This is a genomic window from Paraburkholderia sp. MM5384-R2, from assembly GCF_014201025.1.
Taxonomy (GTDB): domain Bacteria; phylum Pseudomonadota; class Gammaproteobacteria; order Burkholderiales; family Burkholderiaceae; genus Paraburkholderia; species Paraburkholderia tuberum.
On record NZ_JACHDI010000001.1, the window covers coordinates 1 to 19,205 of the forward strand.

18 protein-coding genes and 1 pseudogene are annotated in these 19,205 nt (G+C 64.7%); 11 read left to right on the top strand and 8 right to left on the bottom strand.

Going from position 1 to position 19,205, the window contains the following annotated elements; genetic code table 11:
* Positions 1-504, top strand: a pseudogene (locus HDG37_RS00005) (threonine ammonia-lyase, biosynthetic); the annotation flags it as partial.
* 238 nt (positions 505-742) lie between these two features.
* The gene (locus HDG37_RS00010; protein ID WP_184043302.1) at positions 743-1,933 is read left to right on the top strand and encodes a 4-hydroxybenzoate 3-monooxygenase; all 1,191 of its coding nucleotides are present in this window, start codon (positions 743-745) and stop codon (positions 1,931-1,933) included.
* Between the two features lie 35 nt (positions 1,934-1,968).
* On the opposite strand, the gene HDG37_RS00015 is transcribed toward HDG37_RS00010, so the two are convergent.
* On the bottom strand, positions 1,969-2,859 hold the full coding sequence (locus HDG37_RS00015) for a helix-turn-helix domain-containing protein (protein WP_184043304.1): 891 nt from the start codon (positions 2,857-2,859) through the stop codon (positions 1,969-1,971).
* Between the two features lie 178 nt (positions 2,860-3,037).
* On the opposite strand from HDG37_RS00015, the gene HDG37_RS00020 reads away from it, so the two are divergent.
* The 4 genes from HDG37_RS00020 (at position 3,038) to HDG37_RS00035 (ending at position 7,606) form a co-directional block, all read left to right on the top strand.
* Complete coding sequence (locus HDG37_RS00020; protein WP_184043306.1) at positions 3,038-3,919, top strand: SDR family NAD(P)-dependent oxidoreductase; 882 nt, start codon at positions 3,038-3,040, stop codon at positions 3,917-3,919.
* A 10-nt stretch (positions 3,920-3,929) separates the two neighbouring features.
* Positions 3,930-5,717, top strand: coding sequence for an FAD-dependent oxidoreductase (locus tag HDG37_RS00025; protein ID WP_184043308.1), 1,788 nt, complete (start codon positions 3,930-3,932; stop codon positions 5,715-5,717).
* Positions 5,714-6,052 (top strand): NIPSNAP family protein, encoded by a 339-nt coding sequence (locus HDG37_RS00030; RefSeq protein ID WP_018417780.1) that lies wholly within the window; start codon positions 5,714-5,716, stop codon positions 6,050-6,052. The genes HDG37_RS00025 and HDG37_RS00030 overlap by 4 nt, the downstream gene beginning before the upstream one ends.
* 171 nt (positions 6,053-6,223) lie before the next feature.
* The gene (locus HDG37_RS00035; RefSeq protein ID WP_184043310.1) at positions 6,224-7,606 is read left to right on the top strand and encodes an aromatic acid/H+ symport family MFS transporter; all 1,383 of its coding nucleotides are present in this window, start codon (positions 6,224-6,226) and stop codon (positions 7,604-7,606) included.
* 46 nt (positions 7,607-7,652) lie between these two features.
* Here the strand turns inward: HDG37_RS00035 and HDG37_RS00040 are convergent, their stop codons facing one another.
* The 5 genes from HDG37_RS00040 to kduI form a co-directional block, all read right to left on the bottom strand.
* Positions 7,653-7,901, bottom strand: coding sequence for a hypothetical protein (locus HDG37_RS00040; RefSeq protein ID WP_026225344.1), 249 nt, complete (start codon positions 7,899-7,901; stop codon positions 7,653-7,655).
* Positions 7,902-7,976: 75 nt separating this feature from the next.
* A complete protein-coding gene (locus HDG37_RS00045; protein ID WP_184043312.1) occupies positions 7,977-8,357 on the bottom strand; it encodes a hypothetical protein in 381 nt (126 codons plus the stop codon).
* Between the two features lie 693 nt (positions 8,358-9,050).
* The gene (gene kdgR, locus HDG37_RS00050) at positions 9,051-10,001 is read right to left on the bottom strand and encodes a DNA-binding transcriptional regulator KdgR (protein WP_184043314.1); all 951 of its coding nucleotides are present in this window, start codon (positions 9,999-10,001) and stop codon (positions 9,051-9,053) included.
* A 99-nt stretch (positions 10,002-10,100) separates the two neighbouring features.
* A complete protein-coding gene (gene kduD, locus HDG37_RS00055; RefSeq protein WP_184043316.1) occupies positions 10,101-10,856 on the bottom strand; it encodes a 2-dehydro-3-deoxy-D-gluconate 5-dehydrogenase KduD in 756 nt (251 codons plus the stop codon).
* 21 nt (positions 10,857-10,877) lie between these two features.
* Entirely contained in the window at positions 10,878-11,714 is an 837-nt protein-coding gene (kduI, locus tag HDG37_RS00060) for a 5-dehydro-4-deoxy-D-glucuronate isomerase (RefSeq protein ID WP_184043318.1), read from the bottom strand.
* Between the two features lie 293 nt (positions 11,715-12,007).
* Between kduI and kdgT the strand changes: the two genes are divergently transcribed.
* On the top strand, positions 12,008-13,030 hold the full coding sequence (gene kdgT, locus HDG37_RS00065; protein WP_184043320.1) for a 2-keto-3-deoxygluconate transporter: 1,023 nt from the start codon (positions 12,008-12,010) through the stop codon (positions 13,028-13,030).
* A 31-nt stretch (positions 13,031-13,061) separates the two neighbouring features.
* Here kdgT and HDG37_RS00070 read toward each other — a convergent pair whose 3' ends face one another.
* Both HDG37_RS00070 and HDG37_RS00075 read right to left on the bottom strand, forming a co-directional pair.
* Positions 13,062-13,682 (bottom strand): GNAT family N-acetyltransferase, encoded by a 621-nt coding sequence (locus HDG37_RS00070; RefSeq protein WP_184043322.1) that lies wholly within the window; start codon positions 13,680-13,682, stop codon positions 13,062-13,064.
* A 133-nt stretch (positions 13,683-13,815) separates the two neighbouring features.
* Positions 13,816-15,261: an NAD-dependent succinate-semialdehyde dehydrogenase gene (locus HDG37_RS00075; RefSeq protein ID WP_184043324.1), complete on the bottom strand. Its 1,446-nt coding sequence runs from the start codon at positions 15,259-15,261 to the stop codon at positions 13,816-13,818.
* A gap of 292 nt (positions 15,262-15,553) precedes the next feature.
* Between HDG37_RS00075 and HDG37_RS00080 the strand changes: the two genes are divergently transcribed.
* From HDG37_RS00080 to hpnI, 4 genes are all read left to right on the top strand, one after another.
* Positions 15,554-15,757, top strand: coding sequence for a cold-shock protein (locus HDG37_RS00080; protein ID WP_007181784.1), 204 nt, complete (start codon positions 15,554-15,556; stop codon positions 15,755-15,757).
* A 36-nt stretch (positions 15,758-15,793) separates the two neighbouring features.
* On the top strand, positions 15,794-16,204 hold the full coding sequence (locus HDG37_RS00085) for a hypothetical protein (RefSeq protein ID WP_184043326.1): 411 nt from the start codon (positions 15,794-15,796) through the stop codon (positions 16,202-16,204).
* A gap of 392 nt (positions 16,205-16,596) precedes the next feature.
* The gene (hpnJ, locus tag HDG37_RS00090; protein ID WP_184043334.1) at positions 16,597-18,018 is read left to right on the top strand and encodes a hopanoid biosynthesis associated radical SAM protein HpnJ; all 1,422 of its coding nucleotides are present in this window, start codon (positions 16,597-16,599) and stop codon (positions 18,016-18,018) included.
* Positions 18,015-19,175 (top strand): bacteriohopanetetrol glucosamine biosynthesis glycosyltransferase HpnI, encoded by a 1,161-nt coding sequence (hpnI, locus tag HDG37_RS00095; RefSeq protein ID WP_090805232.1) that lies wholly within the window; start codon positions 18,015-18,017, stop codon positions 19,173-19,175. Before hpnJ ends, hpnI begins: the two co-directional genes overlap by 4 nt.
* Positions 19,176-19,205 lie beyond the last annotated feature (30 nt).

Sequence of the window (19,205 nt, forward strand, 5' to 3'; positions counted from 1 at the left end):
TTCAGGCGCTTCTGCGAGCTGCTCGGCACGCGCAGCGTCACCGAGTTCAACTACCGGATCGCCGACGCGAACTCGGCGCATATTTTCGTCGGCGTGCAGATCCGCAATCGCAGCGAATCGGCGCAGATCGCCGGCGCCTTCGAAGCGCACGGCTTCGCCACCGTCGACCTGACCTTCGACGAACTGTCGAAGCAGCACATCCGCTACATGGTCGGCGGCCGCTCGCCGCTCGCGCGCGACGAACGGCTGTTTCGCTTCGAATTTCCGGAACGTCCGGGCGCGCTGATGAAATTCCTGTCGTCGATGGCGCCGAACTGGAACATCAGCCTGTTCCACTACCGCAACCAGGGCGCGGACTACAGCTCGATTCTGGTCGGCATTCAGGTGCCCGGGAGCGACCACGCGGCGTTCGAGCGCTTTATCGAAACGCTCGGCTATCCGTGCTGGGAAGAGACGAAGAATCCCGTCTACCGACTATTTCTTGGCGAGTTGAAGCTCGTTTAGCGGATCGGGGTTTACCTGAGGGCACGCCATGCCGCAGCACGAGCCGCGGGTCGTCCAAATCGCCGGAAAACCCCACCAGTCTTGCGTTTGCGGCCGAAACAGCCGCGCGGCGCTGGCTCCCGCCTTACACCTTCTATCGCGCAACGCGATACGGCCTATCCGCTATATCGCATTGCGGGATAGGCGTCGCGATCGTCACACTGAGCGCAAATTTCATCACCGCATTCAGGAGACATACATGCGCACCCAAGTCGGCATCATCGGTGCAGGGCCCGCTGGCCTGCTTCTTTCCCATCTGCTTCATTTGCGCGGTATCGACTCGGTCGTGCTCGAAACGCGCACGCGCGATCAGATCGAATCGACGATTCGCGCCGGCGTGCTCGAGCAGGGCACGATGGACCTGCTGACGCAAACCGGTCTCGGCGAACGCATGAAAGCCGAAGGCGCGCTGCATCACGGTTTCGAACTCGCGTTCGAAGGCAAGCGTCGCCGCATCGATCTGACCGGCCTCACCGGTCATGCGATCACGGTTTATGCCCAGCACGAAGTGATCAAGGATCTAGTCGCGGCGCGCGTCGCCGCGGGCGCGGAATTGCGTTTCGGCGTATCGGAGACGTCGGTGCACGGCATCGATACCGAGAAGCCGTCGATCCGCTATCGCCATGAAGGCACGGAGCACGAACTGCAATGCGACTTCGTGATCGGCTGCGACGGCTCACAAGGCGTGTCGCGCCAGGCGATCCCGCAGACGCTGCGCAAGGATTTCGAACGCGTCTATCCGTTTGGCTGGTTCGGCATTCTGTGCGAAGGCCCGCCGTCGTCGGACGAGCTGATCTACGCGCGCCACGAGCGCGGCTTCGCGCTGATCAGCACGCGCTCGCCGAACGTGCAGCGCATGTATTTCCAGTGCGATCCGAAGGACTCGGTCGACAACTGGTCCGACGATCGCATCTGGGCCGAGCTGCATGCGCGCGCCGATTCGGACGAAGGCCACAAGATCATCGACGGCAAGATCTTTCAGAAGAACATCGTCGGCATGCGCAGCTTCGTGTCGACGACGATGCAATACGGGCGCCTGTTCCTCGCTGGCGACGCCGCGCATATCGTGCCGCCGACTGGCGCGAAGGGCATGAACCTCGCGGTCGCCGACGTGAACGTGCTCAGCAAGGCGCTCGACGCGTTCTACAAGGAAAACCGCGCCGATCTGCTCGACCGTTACAGCGAAACCGCGCTCAAACGCATCTGGCGCGCCGAGCACTTCTCGTACTGGATGACCAGCATGCTGCATCGTATCGAAGGCGCTTCGGCGTTCGAGCAGCAACTGCAGGTCGCCGAGCTCGAGTACGTGACGACGTCGCGCACGGCCGCGACCGTACTGGCGGAGAACTACGTCGGCGTCGCCGGCGCGCAGATGCAGACGCAGCTGTAAGCGTTACTGCAAGCACCGCGCGATCATCGGGATCGCTAATTGATCGACAGATCCCGATGCGCGGCCGCCTGAAACTCCTTGGGCGTGACGCCGGTCTGCTTGCGGAAATAGCGGCTGAAATAGGCCGCATCTTCGAAACCGAGCGCATGCGCGATCTGTTTGATGCTCGAACCCGAGTAGACCAGATCGCGCTGCGCCTCGCGTATCAACTGATCGTTGACGAGCGACAGCGGCGAATGGCCAAGCTCCTCACGACAGATGCGGCCCAGTTGCGCCGCGGTCACCCCCAATTTTTCCGCATAAAAATCGATTGGCAGATGCTCGCGCACATGCGTGGCGATCAGTTCGCGTAGCCGTTTGATCTGCGCGGCGCGCCGGTCGTTGACGGTCGCGCCCGCGCTCGACGCGGCATCGGTCAGCCGGGCGACCTGCAAAAAAAGTGCAATCATCAGCGACATGCCCGCGGCGATATGGCCGCGCGCGCTGCCGCGAAATTCCTGCTCCAGCAAACCGAACAAGGGCATCAACGTGCGCTCGCCGACCGAGGGCCGCACGGCAATCAGCGCGGGCCGTTGCAGCACCGGCACGAGGCCCGGCGACACCGCTTTCGAAATCGACTCCAGCGCGCGCTGCGCGGCGGTAATCACGAGCCCGTCGATCTCCGGCGAAAACACGAAACCGTGCACCGTTTGCGCTGGAATCAGGATCAGGCATGGCGCTTCGATCGTGAGCTTTTCGCTTTCGATCAGCACGTGGCCCGAACCGCTGCGGATATAGAGAATCTGCAGCAATGCATCGTGCCGGTGCGCGGCGATATGCCAGTCGTTCGGACGACTGCGCTCGACGATCCATTCGAAATTGAACGCGTCGTACCACGGCGGCCGCGCGGACTCTCCGTACAGATCGTAGTTAGGGATATTCCTCATGCGGTTTTGTCTCCAATGTTCGAATTGTCCTGCGATGCGCTGCCTTTGTCCAATTTCGTCCCGAACCGCGTGGCTATACTTTTTCCATCGAAGACGCGGTCGGATGACGCAGTTTGGTGAAGCCAGCCAACCTAAGCTCGCCGCTATCGTGAACATGGAGATCGGGAGGACTAAGCAAATGAATCAACGGAAAGATCGGCGCGACACACCCGCCAACGCGCGACACTGGCTCGGGCTCGAAGGCAGCGTCTGCGTCGTGAGCGGCGCGGCGGGCGGCATCGGCAGCGCGATTGCTCAGGTGTTGGGCGACGCTGGCGCACGCGTGGCGCTGCTCGATCGCGATGAGCAGAAGTGCCGTAACGTCGCGCAAGCGCTGAACGCGAGCGGTGTCGAAGCGCTGGCGCTCGCCTGCGATATCGGCGACATCGATAGCGTGCGCGGCGCGGTGTCGGAGGTCCAAGCGCGCCTCGGCGTCGCCGATGTGCTCGTAAACAACGCGGGCCTGTTGCGGCCGGGGGGCATCGAAGAGATTGGACTCGATGCATGGAACGCGATGCTGCGCGTGAATCTGACCGGCTACATGCTGTGCTCGCAGCAATTCGGTCAACGCATGCTGAAGCGCGGCGCTGGCGCAATCGTGCATGTCGCGTCGGTGGCCGCGCATCATCCGCAGACCTATAGCGGCGCTTACAGCGCGGGCAAGGCCGGTGTCACGATGCTGTCGAAGCAGATCGCGGCGGAGTGGGGGCCACGCGGTATTCGCAGCAATACCGTGTGCCCGGGCATGATCCGCACGCCGCTGTCGGCGGCGTTCTACGAGCACGGCGATATCGAACGCCGGCGCAGCGCGATGACGGCGAGCCGCCGGATCGGCGAGCCGAACGATATCGCCGATGTCGTCGCGTTTCTCGCGAGCGAACGCGCCGCCTATGTGAACGGCGCCGAAGTCGTCGTCGATGGGGGCTTCGAAAGCATGCTGATGGATCTCGTGCCGCGTCCCGGCTTCGAAGCCAACCAGGCCGCGCAAGCCACCCAGGCCGACCGCCAGGTCCGCGGGTAAGGAGACCGTCATGACCAACGCAACACGCGGCGCGACACTCACGTGCGACGTGCTCGTGATCGGTTCGGGTGCGGGAGGGCTGTCGACCGCGATCACCGCGCGCAAACACGGTCTCGATGTCGCCGTGATCGAGAAGGAGCCGTTCTTCGGCGGCACGACCGCCTTTTCAGGCGGTGTGCTGTGGATTCCGGGCAACCGTCACGCAAACAGCAACGGCGTCAGCGATACGCGCGAAGCGGCGCTGACCTATATGCGCAGCGAAACCGGCGCGTGCTTCGATGCCGCCGCCGTCGACGCGTTTCTCGACACGGGCCCTGAGATGCTCGACTTCTTCGAGCGCGAAACTGCCGTCAAATTCGTGCCGACGCTGTATCCCGACTATCACCCGAACGTGGGCGGCGGTGTCGACATTGGCCGCTCGGTCGTCGCCGCACCGTTCGATGCGCGCGCGCTGGGCCAGGACATCTCGCGATTGCGCCCGCCGCTGAAGACGATCACGTTCATCGGCATGATGTTCAACTCGTCGAACGCGGACCTGAAGCACTTCTTCAATGCGACGCGTTCGCTCACCTCCGCGCTGTACGTCGCGAAGCGCCTCGCGAGCCATCTGAAGGATCTTGCGCTGTACCGGCGCGGCGTGCAGATCACGAGCGGTAACGCGCTCGCCGCGCGGCTCGCGAAGTCCGCGCTCGATCTCGGCATTCCGATCCATACGAACACGGCCGCTCGCGAGCTGACCGTGGCGAACGGCAGCGTGACCGGCGCGCTCGTCGCCGGACCGCAAGGCGAGATGCGCATCGTCGCGCGACGTGGCGTCGTGCTCGCGTGCGGCGGCTTCTCGCATGACGTCGCGCGGATCGCCCGCGCGTATCCGCATCTGCGGCGCGGCGGCGAACACCTGTCGCCGGTGCCGCGCGGCAATACGGGCGACGGCGTCGGCATGGCCGAACGTCTCGGTGCGCAAGTGACGATCCGTTATCCGCAGCCCGCCGCATGGATGCCGGTGTCGCGCGTGCCGATGAGCGACGGCAGCGTCGGCGTGTTTCCGCATCTGGTGGATCGCTACAAGCCTGGCGTGATCGGCGTGACGCGCGCGGGCAAGCGCTTCACCAACGAAGCGAATTCATATCACGACGTGGGTGCCGCGATGATCGAGGCCTGCGCGAACGAACGCGAAACCGCGATGTGGCTGATCTGCGATCACGCGACGATCCGCAAATATGGGCTCGGTTACGCGAAGCCGGCGCCCGTGCCGCTCGGCCCGCTGCTGCGCAACGGCTATCTGAGCAAGGGCCGCACGCTCGCGGAACTCGCGCGCAACGCGGGTCTCGACGGCACGGCGCTCGAGGCGACCGTGAAGCGCTACAACGCCGACGCGGTGCGTGGCGAAGATCGCGAATTCGGCCGCGGCACGACGTCGTTCAATCGCTATCTGGGGGACCCGGAGCACCAGCCGAACCCGTGCGTCGCGCCGATCGGCGACGGTCCGTACTACGCGCTGAAGGTCGTGATGGGCGATCTCGGCACCTTCGACGGCATCTCGACGAACGTGACCGGCGAAGTGCTCGATGTGAAAGGCGCACCGATCGCCGGCCTGTACGCGGTCGGCAACGATCGCGCGAGCGTGATGGGCGGCAACTATCCGGGCGCGGGTATCACGCTCGGGCCGATCATGACGTTCGGCTATATCACCGGTCGTCATCTCGCGGGCGTGAGCGTGACAAGCGCAAACAGCGCGAAGAGCGCAAGCAACGCGGACCCCCGCGCAGCCGAAACCGTATTGAGGACCGGCATATGAGCCAGGGCAAACCTTTCGTCGATCATCGCATCTACACGATCCGTCCGCGCGGCATGGCGGAGTTCATCGACGTTTTCGACCGGCTCGCGATGCCGATTCAGCTCAAGTATCTGGGCGCGCCAGTCGGCTTTTACATGAGCGATATCGGCGCGCTGAACCAGGTCGTGCATCTGTGGGGCTACGAGAGCATCGGCGACTACGATCAGCGCCGCACCGCGCGCGATGCCGATCCGGAGTGGCCCGCGTATCTGCAGGCGTCCGCGCATCTGATCGTCGCGCAGGAGAGCCGCATCATCAGGCGAGTCGACTTCAGGACGCTGACGATGCTGCGCTAGCCGCCCGTTCGAGGAGGAGACAGGCATGAACGAACGGACAGCGCGACGCTCGCAAGCACGGTCGCGACCACCGTCGCGGCGTCCGCGCGTTGAACAGCAATTCGAACAACAAGAAAACACCTCTTCATCTCAAGGAGACATCGCAATGAACCAGCTGAAAGGAGCACGCACATGAGCCGCTCCGAACGCAGTGTAGACGTGCAGGCCTTTATCGACGGACAGCGCTTTTCGCCGTTTCAATGGACGATTCTGGTGCTGTGCTTTCTGGTCGTCGCCGCCGACGGTTTCGACACCGCCGCGGTCGGCTTCATCGCGCCGTCGCTCGTGCAGCAGTGGGGCATCGCGCGCAGCGCGCTCGGCCCGGTGATGAGCGCGGCGCTGGTGGGACTCGGCATCGGCGCACTCGCGGCCGGCCCCTGCGCGGACCGCATCGGACGCAAGACGGTGCTGGTGCTGTCGGTGTTCTTCTTCGGGCTGTGGAGTCTCGCGGCGGCCCGCGCGAGTTCGATCGAATCGCTGACCTTGCTGCGCTTTTTCACGGGCCTCGGTCTCGGCGCGGCGATGCCCAACGCGGTCACGCTGATGGCCGAGTACGCACCCGCGCGGATTCGCGCGGTCGCCGTCAATGCGATGTTCTGCGGCTTTTCAGGCGGTCTCGCGATCGGCGGTCTCGCATCCGCATGGCTGATTCCGCATTTCGGCTGGCCGAGCGTGCTGGTCGCCGGCGGCGCCGGTCCGCTCGTGCTGAGCGTGATGCTGATACTGTTTCTGCCGGAATCGGCGCAATTTCTCGCGGTGCGTAAGCGCGCCGATCAACGGATCGCGCGAATCCTGCAACGCATCGCGCCCCACGACCGCTTCGACGGGTGCCGTTTTTTCGCGGTCGACGTGCGCCGCAATACCGGCGACGCACGTTCGCAATGGGCGCTCGCGATCATCCTGTCGGCGCGCTACCGCTTCGGCACGCTGATGCTGTGGCTCGCCTATTTCATGGGGCTACTGATTTACTATCTGCTGACCAACTGGCTGCCGACGCTGTTCAAGGACACCGGCTTCTCCGGTGAAAAGGCCGCGTTGATGACGTCGCTGTTTCCGCTCGGGGGCATCCTCGGGAATCTGTGCGTCGGCTGGGTGATGGATCGCTTCGCCGGGCATCGCGTGATCGCGTTCACCTATGTCCTCGTCGGCGCGCTCGTGTTGCTGGTCGGGCGGGGCGTCGGCCATCAGGTCTGGCTCGGGACGCTGATCTTCCTGACCGGCACGGTCGCGACCAGTGCGGTCACGTCGATGTCGGCGCTCGCGGCGAGCTTCTACCCGACCCGGGCGCGCGCGACGGGCGTGGCGTGGATGCTGGGAATCGGCCGCGTCGGCGGCGTGGCGGGCGCGCTCATCGGTGCGGCGTTGATGGGGTTCGGCTGGCACTTCGGCGCGGTGTTCAGCCTGCTCGCGGTGCCGGCCGTGATTGCGGCGGGTGGGGTGGTACTGATGATGCGGCGCGAGCCGCTCGATCACGCATCGGTCGATGAAAACGTCGGCGCCATAGCGATCGAATGAGCGCGGCGTCGGGCGTGCCGCTACGTCTCGAAAGACGCGCGACGACTCAGGACGCGCGCAGCAACGCCATTTCGTTGTGCAGCAGCGCGAGCAATTCGTCGTCGGTTGGCCGCGTGCCCCAGTGGCGCGCGCCGGCCACCGACGCGATCGCCATCCACGAATGCGGCGGAAACCATTCGCGCACCAGCGTGCCGTCCTGGCGCAGGCACAGCTGGCCGGTCAGCTCGCTGTATTCGGCGCAAATGTGCGCGCCGTCGACCTGCGCGGTTACTCGTCTCGGATCATTGCGTAGCACGTCGTCGCTCCTGTCAAAGGGGTGGCGCGAATGCAATCGCGACACGGTGGCGCGATGGACGCCACCTGCCGTCTATCAATGGTCATGCCCGCGATCGTCATGACCATGACCGTGCCAGCCGTTGTCGTGCCAGTCGCCGTGCGGGCCGCGTGCGTCGCGCCATTCGTCGTGATGACGCTCCCACTGGCGACGCTCCCAATAGCGATGACCATCGTAGTAGCGTTCGCCGTACCAGCCCGGAGCGACTATGACCGCGGGAGGCGGCGCAGGCGCATAGACGGGCGCGGGCTGCACATAGACGGGCGGCGGAGCCTCGATCACGGCGGGCGCGACCGCGATGCCCGGCACGCCGATGTTCACGCCGACATCGACGTGCGCGAAAGCGGCCGTCGATGCGCCGATCGCGAGACCCGCGACGACGGTCAACGATACCCAGCGGTTGCGTGAAAGACTCATGATTGTTCTCTGTTGTGTGGATGTCTGTGATGAAGTGGCGAGCCGGACGCGCACCTACTGCGCGTGATGGCCCGATCAATAGCGTTCGTAGTAGTGGTCATGATGCGGATGATCGCCAGGGACGACGATGCAGCCGCTCAACGCGCCACCGAGCGTGGCGGCAAGAATGACCAATGCGAGGATTTTTTTCATGATGTTGCTCCCTGAAATCTGTGATGCGAGTGCCTGTCGTGCGAAGCGTTTCATCTGATCCGCTTTCGTTTGAACCGAACTCTACTGAGCGGCGCGATTACCGGTGTGTTTGTGTGTAACAGGACGTGTCGATCCGAGCTCGCGCCGAAACGTCGATGCGAGTGCGATGAACGAGGAGGGAAGGCGCCGTGGGTTACGGGTCGAAGTGCCGGACGACTGTCAAGCGCGCGTGCAAACCCTTGAAGGGTCTATGAAAAAAAACGCATTCAAAGGCAGACGAAGCATGGATTCGAAGCGAAGGTTCGGCGGCTCGCTTGCTGAAAAAAGAAGCGCATCGATTTTCGGCATATGTATGCGGCGCAGATACATTCGGTTGCAGACTGGGTAAGAAGTTCGGTAGTGCGCTCGGGCAAGCGTGATGGAAAGACGCTACACCTGTAGCGTCATCAGCTTGTCTTAAGCTTCGGTGGGATAGGTAAAAACGCATCGCGCGCGCGCAACCTACTGCGCGGCCGCGGGCTCCGGGGCGGTCGCTTCGCGATAGCCGAGCCGCGTCGAAATCGCGAGACCGGCCTCTTTGAGCAACGCGACGTAATGCTGCTTCGTGTCGGCACCGCAGCGCATCGTCGGAAACGAAATCGACAGACCGGCGATCACACGGCCGAAGCGGTCGAACACGGGCACCGCGATGCATTGCAGGCCTTCTTCCTGCTCCTCGTTGTCCTCGCCGTAGCCCTGCTCGCGTACGCGCGGCAGGATGCTCAACACCGCTTCGGCGCAGGTCAAGGTTTTTTGCGTCGACTTGCGAAATTCGATGTGCGAGAGCACGTCACGCGCGTCGGCCGGGTCCATCCATGCGAGCAGCACCTTGCCGATCGCCGTGCTATGCAGCGGATTGCGTCGGCCGATCCGCGACTGCATGCGCAGCCCGTAGTCGGCGTCGATCTTGTGGATGTAGATGATCGCGTCGTCGTCGAACGCGCCCAGGTGTACCGCTTCGCGCGTCATCTGGCCGATGCGGCGCATCTCGATGTCGGCCTCGCGCACCAGATCGACGCTTTCGAGCGCTTTCGCGCCGAGCTCGAACAGACGGATCGTCAGCCGATAGCGTTCGGTTTCGACTTCCTGGCTCACGTAGCCGAGCGCCTTCAGTGTTTGAATCACACGATGCACGGTCGTCTTCGACATGCCGAGCCGTTGCGACAGCTCGCTGATGCCGATCTGTCCGGTGTCGCCGATCGCGCCGAGAATCGCGAACACGCGCCCGATCGACGACGCCGATTCGCCGCGCTCACCGCTGTCCGCATCGAGCGACGCTGCGCCGGCGGGTTCCTTGCGGGCTTTGCCGCGGGTCTTATCGAGCGCCTTGTCGAGCGTCTTGTCGCGCGCAGTGTTCCTCGCAGTATTCCTCGCAGTATTCCTGTGTGTTCCCGTTGCCGCCATGTCCGTCATTCCCTGTCTGTGCCAACTCGCCGCTGCCGCATCGAGCCGATGCTCAGCGGCGCGAGAGCATAGCGCGTGGCGCGCACTCGTGGCGAGCTTGTGCCGTCCCTAACGCGCGAGCCAGCCGCCATCCACCGCCAGTGTATGCCCATGCACGTAGTCCGACGCCGACGAGGCGAGAAAAACCACCGGCCCCGCGAGATCGTCGGGCACGCCCCAGCGGCCGGCCGGAATGCGGCCGAGTATCTCCTCGTTGCGCTGCGCGTCGTCGCGCAACGCTGCGGTGTTCGCGGTCGCCATGTAGCCGGGCGCGATCGCGTTCACGTTGATGCGTCGCGCGGCCCATTCGTTCGCGAGCAGTCGCGTCAGACCGAGCACGCCGCTTTTCGATGCGGTGTACGACGCGACGCGGATGCCGCCCTGGAACGACAGCATCGACGCGACGTTGATGATCTTGCCGCCGCTTTGCTGGCGCACGAACTGACGCGCCGCGGCCTGCGACAGGAAGAACAGGCTCTTGAGATTCACGTCCATGACCGCGTCCCAGTCGTCTTCGCCAAACTCGAGCGCGTCTTCGCGACGGATGATGCCTGCGTTGTTGACGAGCACGTCGATGCGGCCGAACGCTTCGAGCGCGGCGCGCACGATGTCGTCGACCGAAACGCTCGACGCGAGATCGGCGCGCACGTCGGCGAAGCGGCGTCCGAGCGCCTCGACGCGCGCGGCGGTCGCGCCCGCGTCCGCGCGACTGACGCCGACGATGTCGCAGCCGGCCGCGGCGAGCGCGACGGCCATGCCGGCGCCGAGGCCGGTGTTGCTGCCGGTCACGATGGCGACCTTGCCGGTCAGATCGAAAGTGTTCACTGTGTTCGGACTCGTGTTCGCTCAGCGCAGCTCGCGGACCGCGAGATGGTCCATGTCGCCGAACACCTGGTTCTCGCCGGCCATGCCCCAGATGAATGTGTACGCGCGCGTGCCGACGCCCGAATGGATCGACCAGCTCGGCGAGATCACCGCCTGCTCGTTGCGCACGACGATGTGCCGGGTTTCGTGCGGCTCGCCCATCATGTGGAAGACGGCGGCGTCGTCGGCGACGTTGAAGTAGAAATACACTTCCATGCGGCGCTCGTGCGTGTGGCAGGGCATCGTGTTCCACAGGCTGCCCGGTTCGAGCTTCGTCATGCCCATCGACAGCTGGCAGGTCGGCAGCACGTCGGGCACGATGAACTTGTAGATGGTGCGGCGGTTGCTCGTGGCCGGATCGCCGAGGGTTTCGGGCGAGGCCTGGTCGAGCGAGATCGTGCGGGTCGGATAGCTGGTGTGCGCGGGCGCGCAGTTCAGATAGAACTTCGCCGGCCGGGTGGCGTCGGCGCTGCCGAACCCGACCGCTTGCGCGCCCTTGCCGATATAGATCGCCTCTTCGCGGCGCACCGTGTGGCGCGTGCCGTCGACGTCGACCCAGCCGTCGCCGCCGATGTTGATCGCGCCGAGTTCACGCCGCTCGAGCAGATAGTCGACGCCGATCGCCTTGCCGAGCGAGCCGGGCACTTCGACCGCGCGCTCGACCGGCCACACGCCACCGACGATGATCCGGTCGCTATGGCTATACGTGAGCTTCAACGCATCGCGCTCGAAGATCTGCTCCACCAGAAACTCGCGACGCAGCCCGGTGGTGTCGAGCGTCTTCGCGTATTCGCTGTTGATGGCCTGTCTCACGTCCATTGATCGTTCTCCTGTCGGTATACGGGGCGCGGCGCCGCCTTCCTCGTGCCCGAGACTGTAACGCAGAATCTTGATTTCGGAACACTGGTCCGAAAATATTGCGGCGGGTGATTGCGGCTGGCAACACATAGCGAGAACGACCGGGTAAACGATAGTCAGGTTTAAGAAATAAAACGGAACGGCGTTCCTTTCATGATGCTATATTGCGCCGGACAGGGAGAGCCCGGCGTAGAACGGGACACCAACGCGGGTCATTAGCCCGTCAACGGGACGTCACCGTCCATGGAGGAGGCATGAAGATCAAGAAGGCCATCGACCGCATTCCTGGCGGTCTGATGCTGGTGCCGCTGCTGCTCGGCGCCTGTGTGCATACGTTCGCGCCGGGCGCGGGTAAATACTTCGGCTCGTTCACCAACGGCCTGATTACCGGCACCGTGCCGATCCTCGCGGTATGGTTCTTCTGCATGGGCGCGACGATCAACCTGCGCGCGACCGGCACCGTGCTGCGCAAGTCGGGCACGCTGCTCGTCACCAAGATGCTGGTCGCGTGGATCGTCACGCTGATCGCGGCGCGCTTCATTCCGATCGATGGCATCAAGACCGGGCTGTTCGCGGGACTGTCGATGCTCGCGATCACCACGTCGATGGACATGACCAACGGCGGGCTGTACGCGGCCGTGATGCAACAGTACGGCACGAAGGAAGAGGCGGGCGCGTTCGTGCTGATGTCGGTCGAATCGGGGCCGCTGATCAGCATGATCATTCTGGGTGCGACGGGGGTCGCGTTCTTCGAGCCGCGCCTGTTCGTCGGCGCGGTGTTGCCGTTTCTGATCGGGTTTGCGCTCGGCAACTTCGATAGCGAGCTGCGCGAGCTGTTCGGCCGCTGCGTGCATCCGCTGATTCCGTTTTTCGGCTTTGCGCTCGGCAACGGCATCGATCTGAACGTGATCGTCACGAGCGGCCTGCCGGGCGTCGTGCTGGGGCTTGGCGTGATCGTCGTGACTGGCGTGCCGCTGATTCTCGCCGATCGCTGGATTGCCGGCGGCAATGGCGCGGCGGGGCTGGCGGCGTCGTCGACGGCAGGGGCCGCGGTCGCGAATCCGGCGATCATCGCCGACATGATTCCGAGCTTCAAACCGCTGGTGCCGGCCGCGACCGCGATGGTCGCCACCGCTTGCCTCGTGACCGCGATTCTGGTGCCGATCCTCACGGCGCTGTGGGTGCGCCGGCATCATGCGCGCGACGCGCTGCGCGAGGAGTTCGCCACCGCGACGCAGGCGGCGCCGCTCAACGAGCAGCGCGATGCGCCCGTTTGAATGAGTCGGTAGCAGGAAGCCGGCGCGCCGCTCAGCGCGCCAGCTTCGCTTCGAGCATCGCTTTCACCGCCGGCCATTCGTCGTCGATGATGCTAAAGCGCACCGAGTTGCGCTTGCGCCCATCGGGCATGATCCGCTCGTGCCGCACGATGCCTTCCTGTTGCGCGCCGATGCGCAGGATCGCCGCGCGCGATTTGTCGTTGAGCTCGTCGGTCGTGAACTGCACGCGCACGCAGCGCATCACGTCGAAAGCGTGGCACAGCAGCAGATACTTCGCCTCGGTGTTCACGACCGAGCGCTGCGCCGAGGCGGCGAGCCACGTATGGCCGATTTCGAGCTTGCGGTTCGCGCGATCGATCTTCCAGAACCGCGTACTGCCGACGATCGGGCCAGCACGGTCATTCTCGTCATCCTCGTCGCGCCGCACGATCACGAACGGCATCACCTTGCCGGCCGCACGGCCGGCGAGCGCGGTGGCGATATAGGCGTCGATCGTCGCCGGGCCCGGCACGACGGTCAGCTTCATGTCCCACAGTTGCCCGTCGGCGGCGGCGTCGACGAGGGCCTGCGCGTGCTCCTCGCGCAGCGGCCGCAGCTCGACTAACGAGCCGCTCAGCGTGGGCTGTATCGATTCGGCGGAAATATCGTTCATGGCAATAAAAAAGGTCCGCGAGCGTAAGACTCGTGGACCTGGCAGATCGGTTGAGCCGCGCTCGGGAACGATGCGAGCGGCAAAACCGCGGCGCCGTTCCCGAAGCGCGTGATTGGCGTGATTAAACCCGTGATTAAACCGACATCACCGTGACCGCCTTGGTCACGAGGTAGGCTTCCATCGCCTCCGGGCCGCCTTCCGAGCCGTAGCCGGAATCCTTGACGCCGCCGAACGGCATTTCCGGCGTCGGCGTGGCAGGCTGGTTGATCCACAGCATGCCGACTTCCATGCGCTGCGACAGCAGGTGCACGTTGGCGAACGACTTCGTATACGCGTAGCCGGCGAGGCCGAACGGCAGACGGTTCGCTTCGGCGATCGCTTCTTCGAGCTTGTCGAAGCCGCGAATCGCGGCGACCGGGCCGAACGGCTCGTTGTTGAACACGTCGGCGTCGAGCGGTACGTCGGTCAGCACGGTGGCCGCGAAGAAGTTGCCTTCGGTACCGACGCGCTCGCCGCCCGTCGCGACCTTCGCGCCGGTCTTGCGGGCGTCGTCCACGACCTTGGCCATCGCCGTCAGACGGCGCGAGTTGGCGAGCGGCCCGAGCGTCGTGCCTTCGGCGAGACCGTCGCCGAGCTTCAGGCTTTCAGCGTGCTTGACGAGCGCCGCGGCGAACTCCTCGCGGATGCTGTTGTGCACGAGAAAACGCGTCGGCGAGATGCAGACCTGGCCCGCGTTGCGGAACTTCGCGGCGCCGGCTGCCTTGACGGCGAGCGCGACGTCGGCGTCTTGCGCGACGATCACCGGCGCGTGGCCGCCGAGCTCCATCGTCGCGCGCTTCATGTGCGAGCCGGCCAGCGCCGCGAGCTGCTTGCCGACCGGCGTCGAGCCCGTGAACGTAACCTTGCGGATCACCGGATGCGGGATCAGGTAGCTCGAGATTTCAGCCGGATCGCCGAACACGAGGCCGACCGTGCCGGCCGGCACGCCGGCCTCGACGAAGGCTTGCAGCAGCGCCGCCGGCGACGCCGGGGTTTCTTCCGGCGCCTTGACGAGGAACGAGCAGCCGCAGGCGAGCGCCGCCGACAGCTTGCGCACGACCTGGTTGACCGGGAAGTTCCACGGCGTGAACGCCGCGACCGGGCCGATCGGCTCCTTCAGCACCTGCGACTGCGCGGCAAGGTTGCGCGACGGCACGATGCGGCCATACACGCGGCGGCCTTCGTCCGCGAACCATTCGATGATGTCCGCGGCCGCCAGCACTTCGCCGCGCGCCTCGGCAAACGGCTTGCCCTGTTCCTGCGTCATCAGGCGGCCGATGTCCGCGGCGCGCTCACGCACGAGGGCGGCGGCACGGCGCATGACGGTTGCGCGCTCGTTGGCCGGCACCTTGCGCCAGGCTTCGAAGCCGCGCTGCGCGGCTTCGAGCGCGCGGTCCAGATCGGCGATGCCGGCATGCGCGACCTTGCCGATGGCCTGGCCGGTCGCGGGGTTGATCACGTCGAGGGTCTTGCCGCTGGCGGCGTCGCACCATTCGCCGTTGATCAGAAGACGGGTATCGGTATAGCTCGAGATGGCCATGCTGGGTTCCTGTGAGTGGGAAGACAACTGGCCGCGCGGACGTGCGGCACGAGGCGACATTCCTGCGCGGCCATGAATGAATTGCGGATACCATTTATCTTATCTGATTGCGGGCAATCGCACCGGCGCGGCCCGCAGGCGCCCGGTCGCGGCATGCGGCTTGCTGAGGCTTGGCACCGGAGCGATTTTGCGGGTCGTGCCGGGGCGCCGCGTCAGCGCCGCACGAAACGCTTGCAGGACGCAGCGCTTCATCCATTCAACCGCTACTACAGCGCATCACGAGGACATCGCCATGCCAACCGGAACAGTGAAATGGTTCAACGACGCAAAGGGCTTCGGCTTCATCACTCCCGATGACGGCGGCGAAGATCTGTTCGCCCATTTTTCGGAGATTCGATCCGAAGGTTTCAAGTCGTTGCAGGAAAACCAGAAAGTCAGCTTCGAAATCAAGCAGGGGCCGAAAGGCAAACAGGCGGCCGACATCAAGCCCGTGTGACGCCGGCCGGGCGGCTCATCCGCATGCGAGGCAACCATGGATAAGGACGCCGCCTACGCGGAAATCGAGCGCAATGGCGGCGCCGCCTATGCGAAAACCTTCGCCGCGCGCTATCCCGACGAACCGCTGACGCCGTTCTGTCATCGCTATCTGTTCGAGCAGGCGCAGCGCGACGACGCGGCGCATGAGGCGGCCGCCGCCACGCGCGACGACGAGCGAGGTTTCGCGCTGAGGTCGCTCGCGCGCATGGAGGCGTCGTCGCATATCGCGCAGGCGGCGGCGAGCGCGTCGCGCGACGCTGCGGCCGCCGCCCACACGTCGGCGCGCGCGGCGCGGCGCTCGGCCTTCTGGACCATGATCGCCGCGCTCGCGTCGGCGCTCGGCGTAGTGGTAAACGCGGCCCTCAATCTCGGCTGGCTCGAATGGGCGAGGCATCTCGCGCGATGAGCGCGCGATGAGCGACGCGTCGGGCCGAGCGTTCGCGCCCGTGAAGGTGGCGTGAATCGGCGGCGCCGGCGGCGCTCGCCCGCACGCCACGCGAGAACCTATCCATTTACCACACCGATACGACATCGATGCGACACGATTGCACGAGCGCGTCGATTACACAAATCGCCCCATCGGAGCACGCCGCGCGCGCTCTGAACGCAGTATTATTCTTCAGGTTTCCTTCAGCTTTGCTCCGTACTATTTGCGCCACTGCCCGTGGCCTTTCCGGACCGCGGCCACCGCTACGTGCAGGTCGAGCACAGGCTTTTCCGACCTGCATTCGGGCAATGGAACAGAATAGATTCCCGACTGAAAACCGAAAGCGCCTATAAAGGCTTGCTGGAGCATCCATGAAAACTCTGTTCTTGCAGGCGCCGTCGTACGACGGCTTCGATGGTGGTGCGGGTTCGCGCTATCAGGCCAAGCGTGAAGTTCGCTCGTTCTGGTATCCGACGTGGCTCGCCCAACCCGCGGCACTGGTTCCCGACAGCCGCGTGCTCGACGCCACTGCAGACGGCCTGTCCGTCGACGCCGCCCTCGACATCGCCTCGCAATACGAGCTGGTGGTGATCCACACCAGCACGCCATCCTTCCCGACCGACGCGTTGTTCGCCCAGGACCTCAGGAAGCGCAAGCCGTCGCTGCTGATCGGCATGGTCGGCGCGAAGGTCGCGGTCGATCCGCATAATTCGCTGACCGCGACCGAGGCCATCGACTTCGTGTGTCGCGAGGAATTCGATTTCACCTGCAAGGAAATCGCCGAAGGCAAGCCGTTCGCGCAGATCCTGGGCTTGAGCTATCGCACCCCCGACGGCTCGATCGAGCACAACGAAGCGCGCCCGATCCTCGAGAACATGGACGAGCTGCCGTTCGTCGCGCCGATCTACAAGCGCGATCTGACCATCAAGAATTACTTCAACGGCTACCTGAAGCATCCGTACGTGTCGCTCTACACCGGCCGCGGCTGCCGCTCGAAGTGCACGTTCTGCCTGTGGCCGCAAACGGTCGGCGGCCATCGCTATCGGGTGCGTTCGGTCGAGAACGTGCTCGAGGAAGTCAAGTGGATTCGCGACAACATGCCTGAAGTCAAGGAGATCATGTTCGACGACGACACGTTCACCGACTTCAAGCCGCGCGCCGAAGAAATCGCGCGAGGCATGGGCAAGCTGGGCGTCACATGGTCGTGCAACGCGAAGGCGAACGTGCCTTACTCGACGCTGAAGATCATGAGGGAAAACGGCTTGCGCCTGCTGCTGGTCGGCTACGAGTCCGGCGACGACCAGATCCTGCTGAACGTCAAGAAGGGCTTGCGTACCGACATCGCGCGGCGCTTCGCCCAGGACTGCCGCACGCTGGGCATCAAGGTGCACGGGACCTTCATTCTCGGCTTGCCGGGCGAGACGCCGGAAACGATCCAGAAGACCATCGAGTACGCGAAAGAGATCAATCCGCTGACGATCCAGGTGTCGCTCGCCGCGCCGTACCCGGGCACTACGCTCTATAACCAGGCGGTCGAGAACGGCTGGCTCGCGGAGAACAAGGTGATCAATCTCGTCAGCAAGGAAGGCGTGCAGCTGGCGGCGATCGGCTACCCGCATCTGTCGCGAGACGAGATGTACCACCAGCTCGAAAACTTCTATAAACGCTTTTATTTCCGGCCGTCGAAGATCTGGGAGATCCTGCGCGAAATGCTGACGAGCTGGGACATGATGAAACGGCGCCTGCGCGAAGGCGTCGAATTTTTCCGCTTCCTGCGCGCGCACGAGGCGTGAGCGCCGCACACCTCGCCGCCGTCACGCTCGCGTACGCGTGCGCGGCGGCGACCGTTGTCGGCATCGGCTACACCGTGCTCGCGAGTGCGCTGATCGGGCGCTTCTTCGCGAGGGATGTAGCCGAACCCTCCAGCTTTCCACCCATTACGGTGATCAAACCGTTGCATGGCAACGAGTGGGCGTTGCTCGACAATCTGTCGAGCTTCTGCGCGCAAAATTATCCCGGGCCCGTGCAATTCCTGTTCGGCGTGCATGACTGCGCCGACCCCGCGCTGCAAACCGTCAACGAACTGCGGCGTCTCCATCCTCAGGCGGACATCACCGTCGTCGCCGATGCGCGTCTGTACGGCCCGAACCGCAAGATCAGCAATATCCTCAACATGGTGCCGCAGGCGCGCCACGACGTGCTCGTGTTCGCCGACAGCGACGTGTGCGTCGGCCCGGACTATCTGCGCAACGTGATCGGCGAATTGCAGCAGCCGGGCGTCGGGCTCGTCACCTGCGCATATCGCGGCCAGCCCGATCCGGGTTTCTGGCCGCGGCTGTCGGCGATCGCAACCAACTACCAGTTCCTGCCGGGCGTCGTCACCGGACTCGCGCTCGGGCTCGCGCGGCCGTGCTTCGGCCAGACCATCGCGATGCGGCGCGACACCTACGAGCGGATCGGCGGTTTCAAGCCGTTCGTGCAGCATCTGGCCGAGGACTATGAGATCGGCGCGGCGGTGCGCGCGGCGGGCGAGCAGGTCACGATCCCGCCGTTCGCAATCGCGCATGCGTGTGTCGAAGCGAGCGCCGCGCAACTCGTGACGCACGAACTGCGCTGGAGCCGCACGATTCGCCGCATCGATCCGCTCGGACACTTCGGCACGGCGCTCGTGCATCCGTTGCCGTTCGCGCTGCTCGCGCTCGCGTGCTCGGGCGGCGCGCCGTGGGCGTGGCTGCTTGCGGCAGTGACGGTGGTCGCGCGTCTCGCGTTGAAGTGGCGCGCGGATCGGGCGTTGCGTCAGCGCTGCCGCGATCTGTGGCTTCTGCCGTTATGGGATATCGTATCGTTTGCGATTTTCGTCGCGAGCTTCCGCTCGTCGCGGGTGATCTGGCGGGGCTTCAGCTTCAAGGTCGACGGCGATGGGCTGCTGTCGGCGGCGCAGGACGAATGACGAACGAACGGCAGATTGGGCTGGCAATGA

Bases quoted from the DNA above. Each gene is read 5' to 3' on its own strand.
- HDG37_RS00010 (WP_184043302.1), top strand. From the start codon at position 743: ATGCGCACCCAAGTCGGCATCATCGGTGCAGGGCCCGCTGGCCTGCTT.
- HDG37_RS00015 (WP_184043304.1), bottom strand. From the start codon at position 2,859: ATGAGGAATATCCCTAACTACGATCTGTACGGAGAGTCCGCGCGGCCG.
- HDG37_RS00020 (WP_184043306.1), top strand. From the start codon at position 3,038: ATGAATCAACGGAAAGATCGGCGCGACACACCCGCCAACGCGCGACAC.
- HDG37_RS00025 (WP_184043308.1), top strand. From the start codon at position 3,930: ATGACCAACGCAACACGCGGCGCGACACTCACGTGCGACGTGCTCGTG.
- HDG37_RS00030 (WP_018417780.1), top strand. From the start codon at position 5,714: ATGAGCCAGGGCAAACCTTTCGTCGATCATCGCATCTACACGATCCGT.
- HDG37_RS00035 (WP_184043310.1), top strand. From the start codon at position 6,224: ATGAGCCGCTCCGAACGCAGTGTAGACGTGCAGGCCTTTATCGACGGA.
- HDG37_RS00045 (WP_184043312.1), bottom strand. From the start codon at position 8,357: ATGAGTCTTTCACGCAACCGCTGGGTATCGTTGACCGTCGTCGCGGGT.
- kdgR (WP_184043314.1), bottom strand. From the start codon at position 10,001: ATGACGGACATGGCGGCAACGGGAACACACAGGAATACTGCGAGGAAT.
- kduI (WP_184043318.1), bottom strand. From the start codon at position 11,714: ATGGACGTGAGACAGGCCATCAACAGCGAATACGCGAAGACGCTCGAC.
- kdgT (WP_184043320.1), top strand. From the start codon at position 12,008: ATGAAGATCAAGAAGGCCATCGACCGCATTCCTGGCGGTCTGATGCTG.
- HDG37_RS00070 (WP_184043322.1), bottom strand. From the start codon at position 13,682: ATGAACGATATTTCCGCCGAATCGATACAGCCCACGCTGAGCGGCTCG.
- HDG37_RS00075 (WP_184043324.1), bottom strand. From the start codon at position 15,261: ATGGCCATCTCGAGCTATACCGATACCCGTCTTCTGATCAACGGCGAA.
- HDG37_RS00080 (WP_007181784.1), top strand. From the start codon at position 15,554: ATGCCAACCGGAACAGTGAAATGGTTCAACGACGCAAAGGGCTTCGGC.
- HDG37_RS00085 (WP_184043326.1), top strand. From the start codon at position 15,794: ATGGATAAGGACGCCGCCTACGCGGAAATCGAGCGCAATGGCGGCGCC.
- hpnJ (WP_184043334.1), top strand. From the start codon at position 16,597: ATGAAAACTCTGTTCTTGCAGGCGCCGTCGTACGACGGCTTCGATGGT.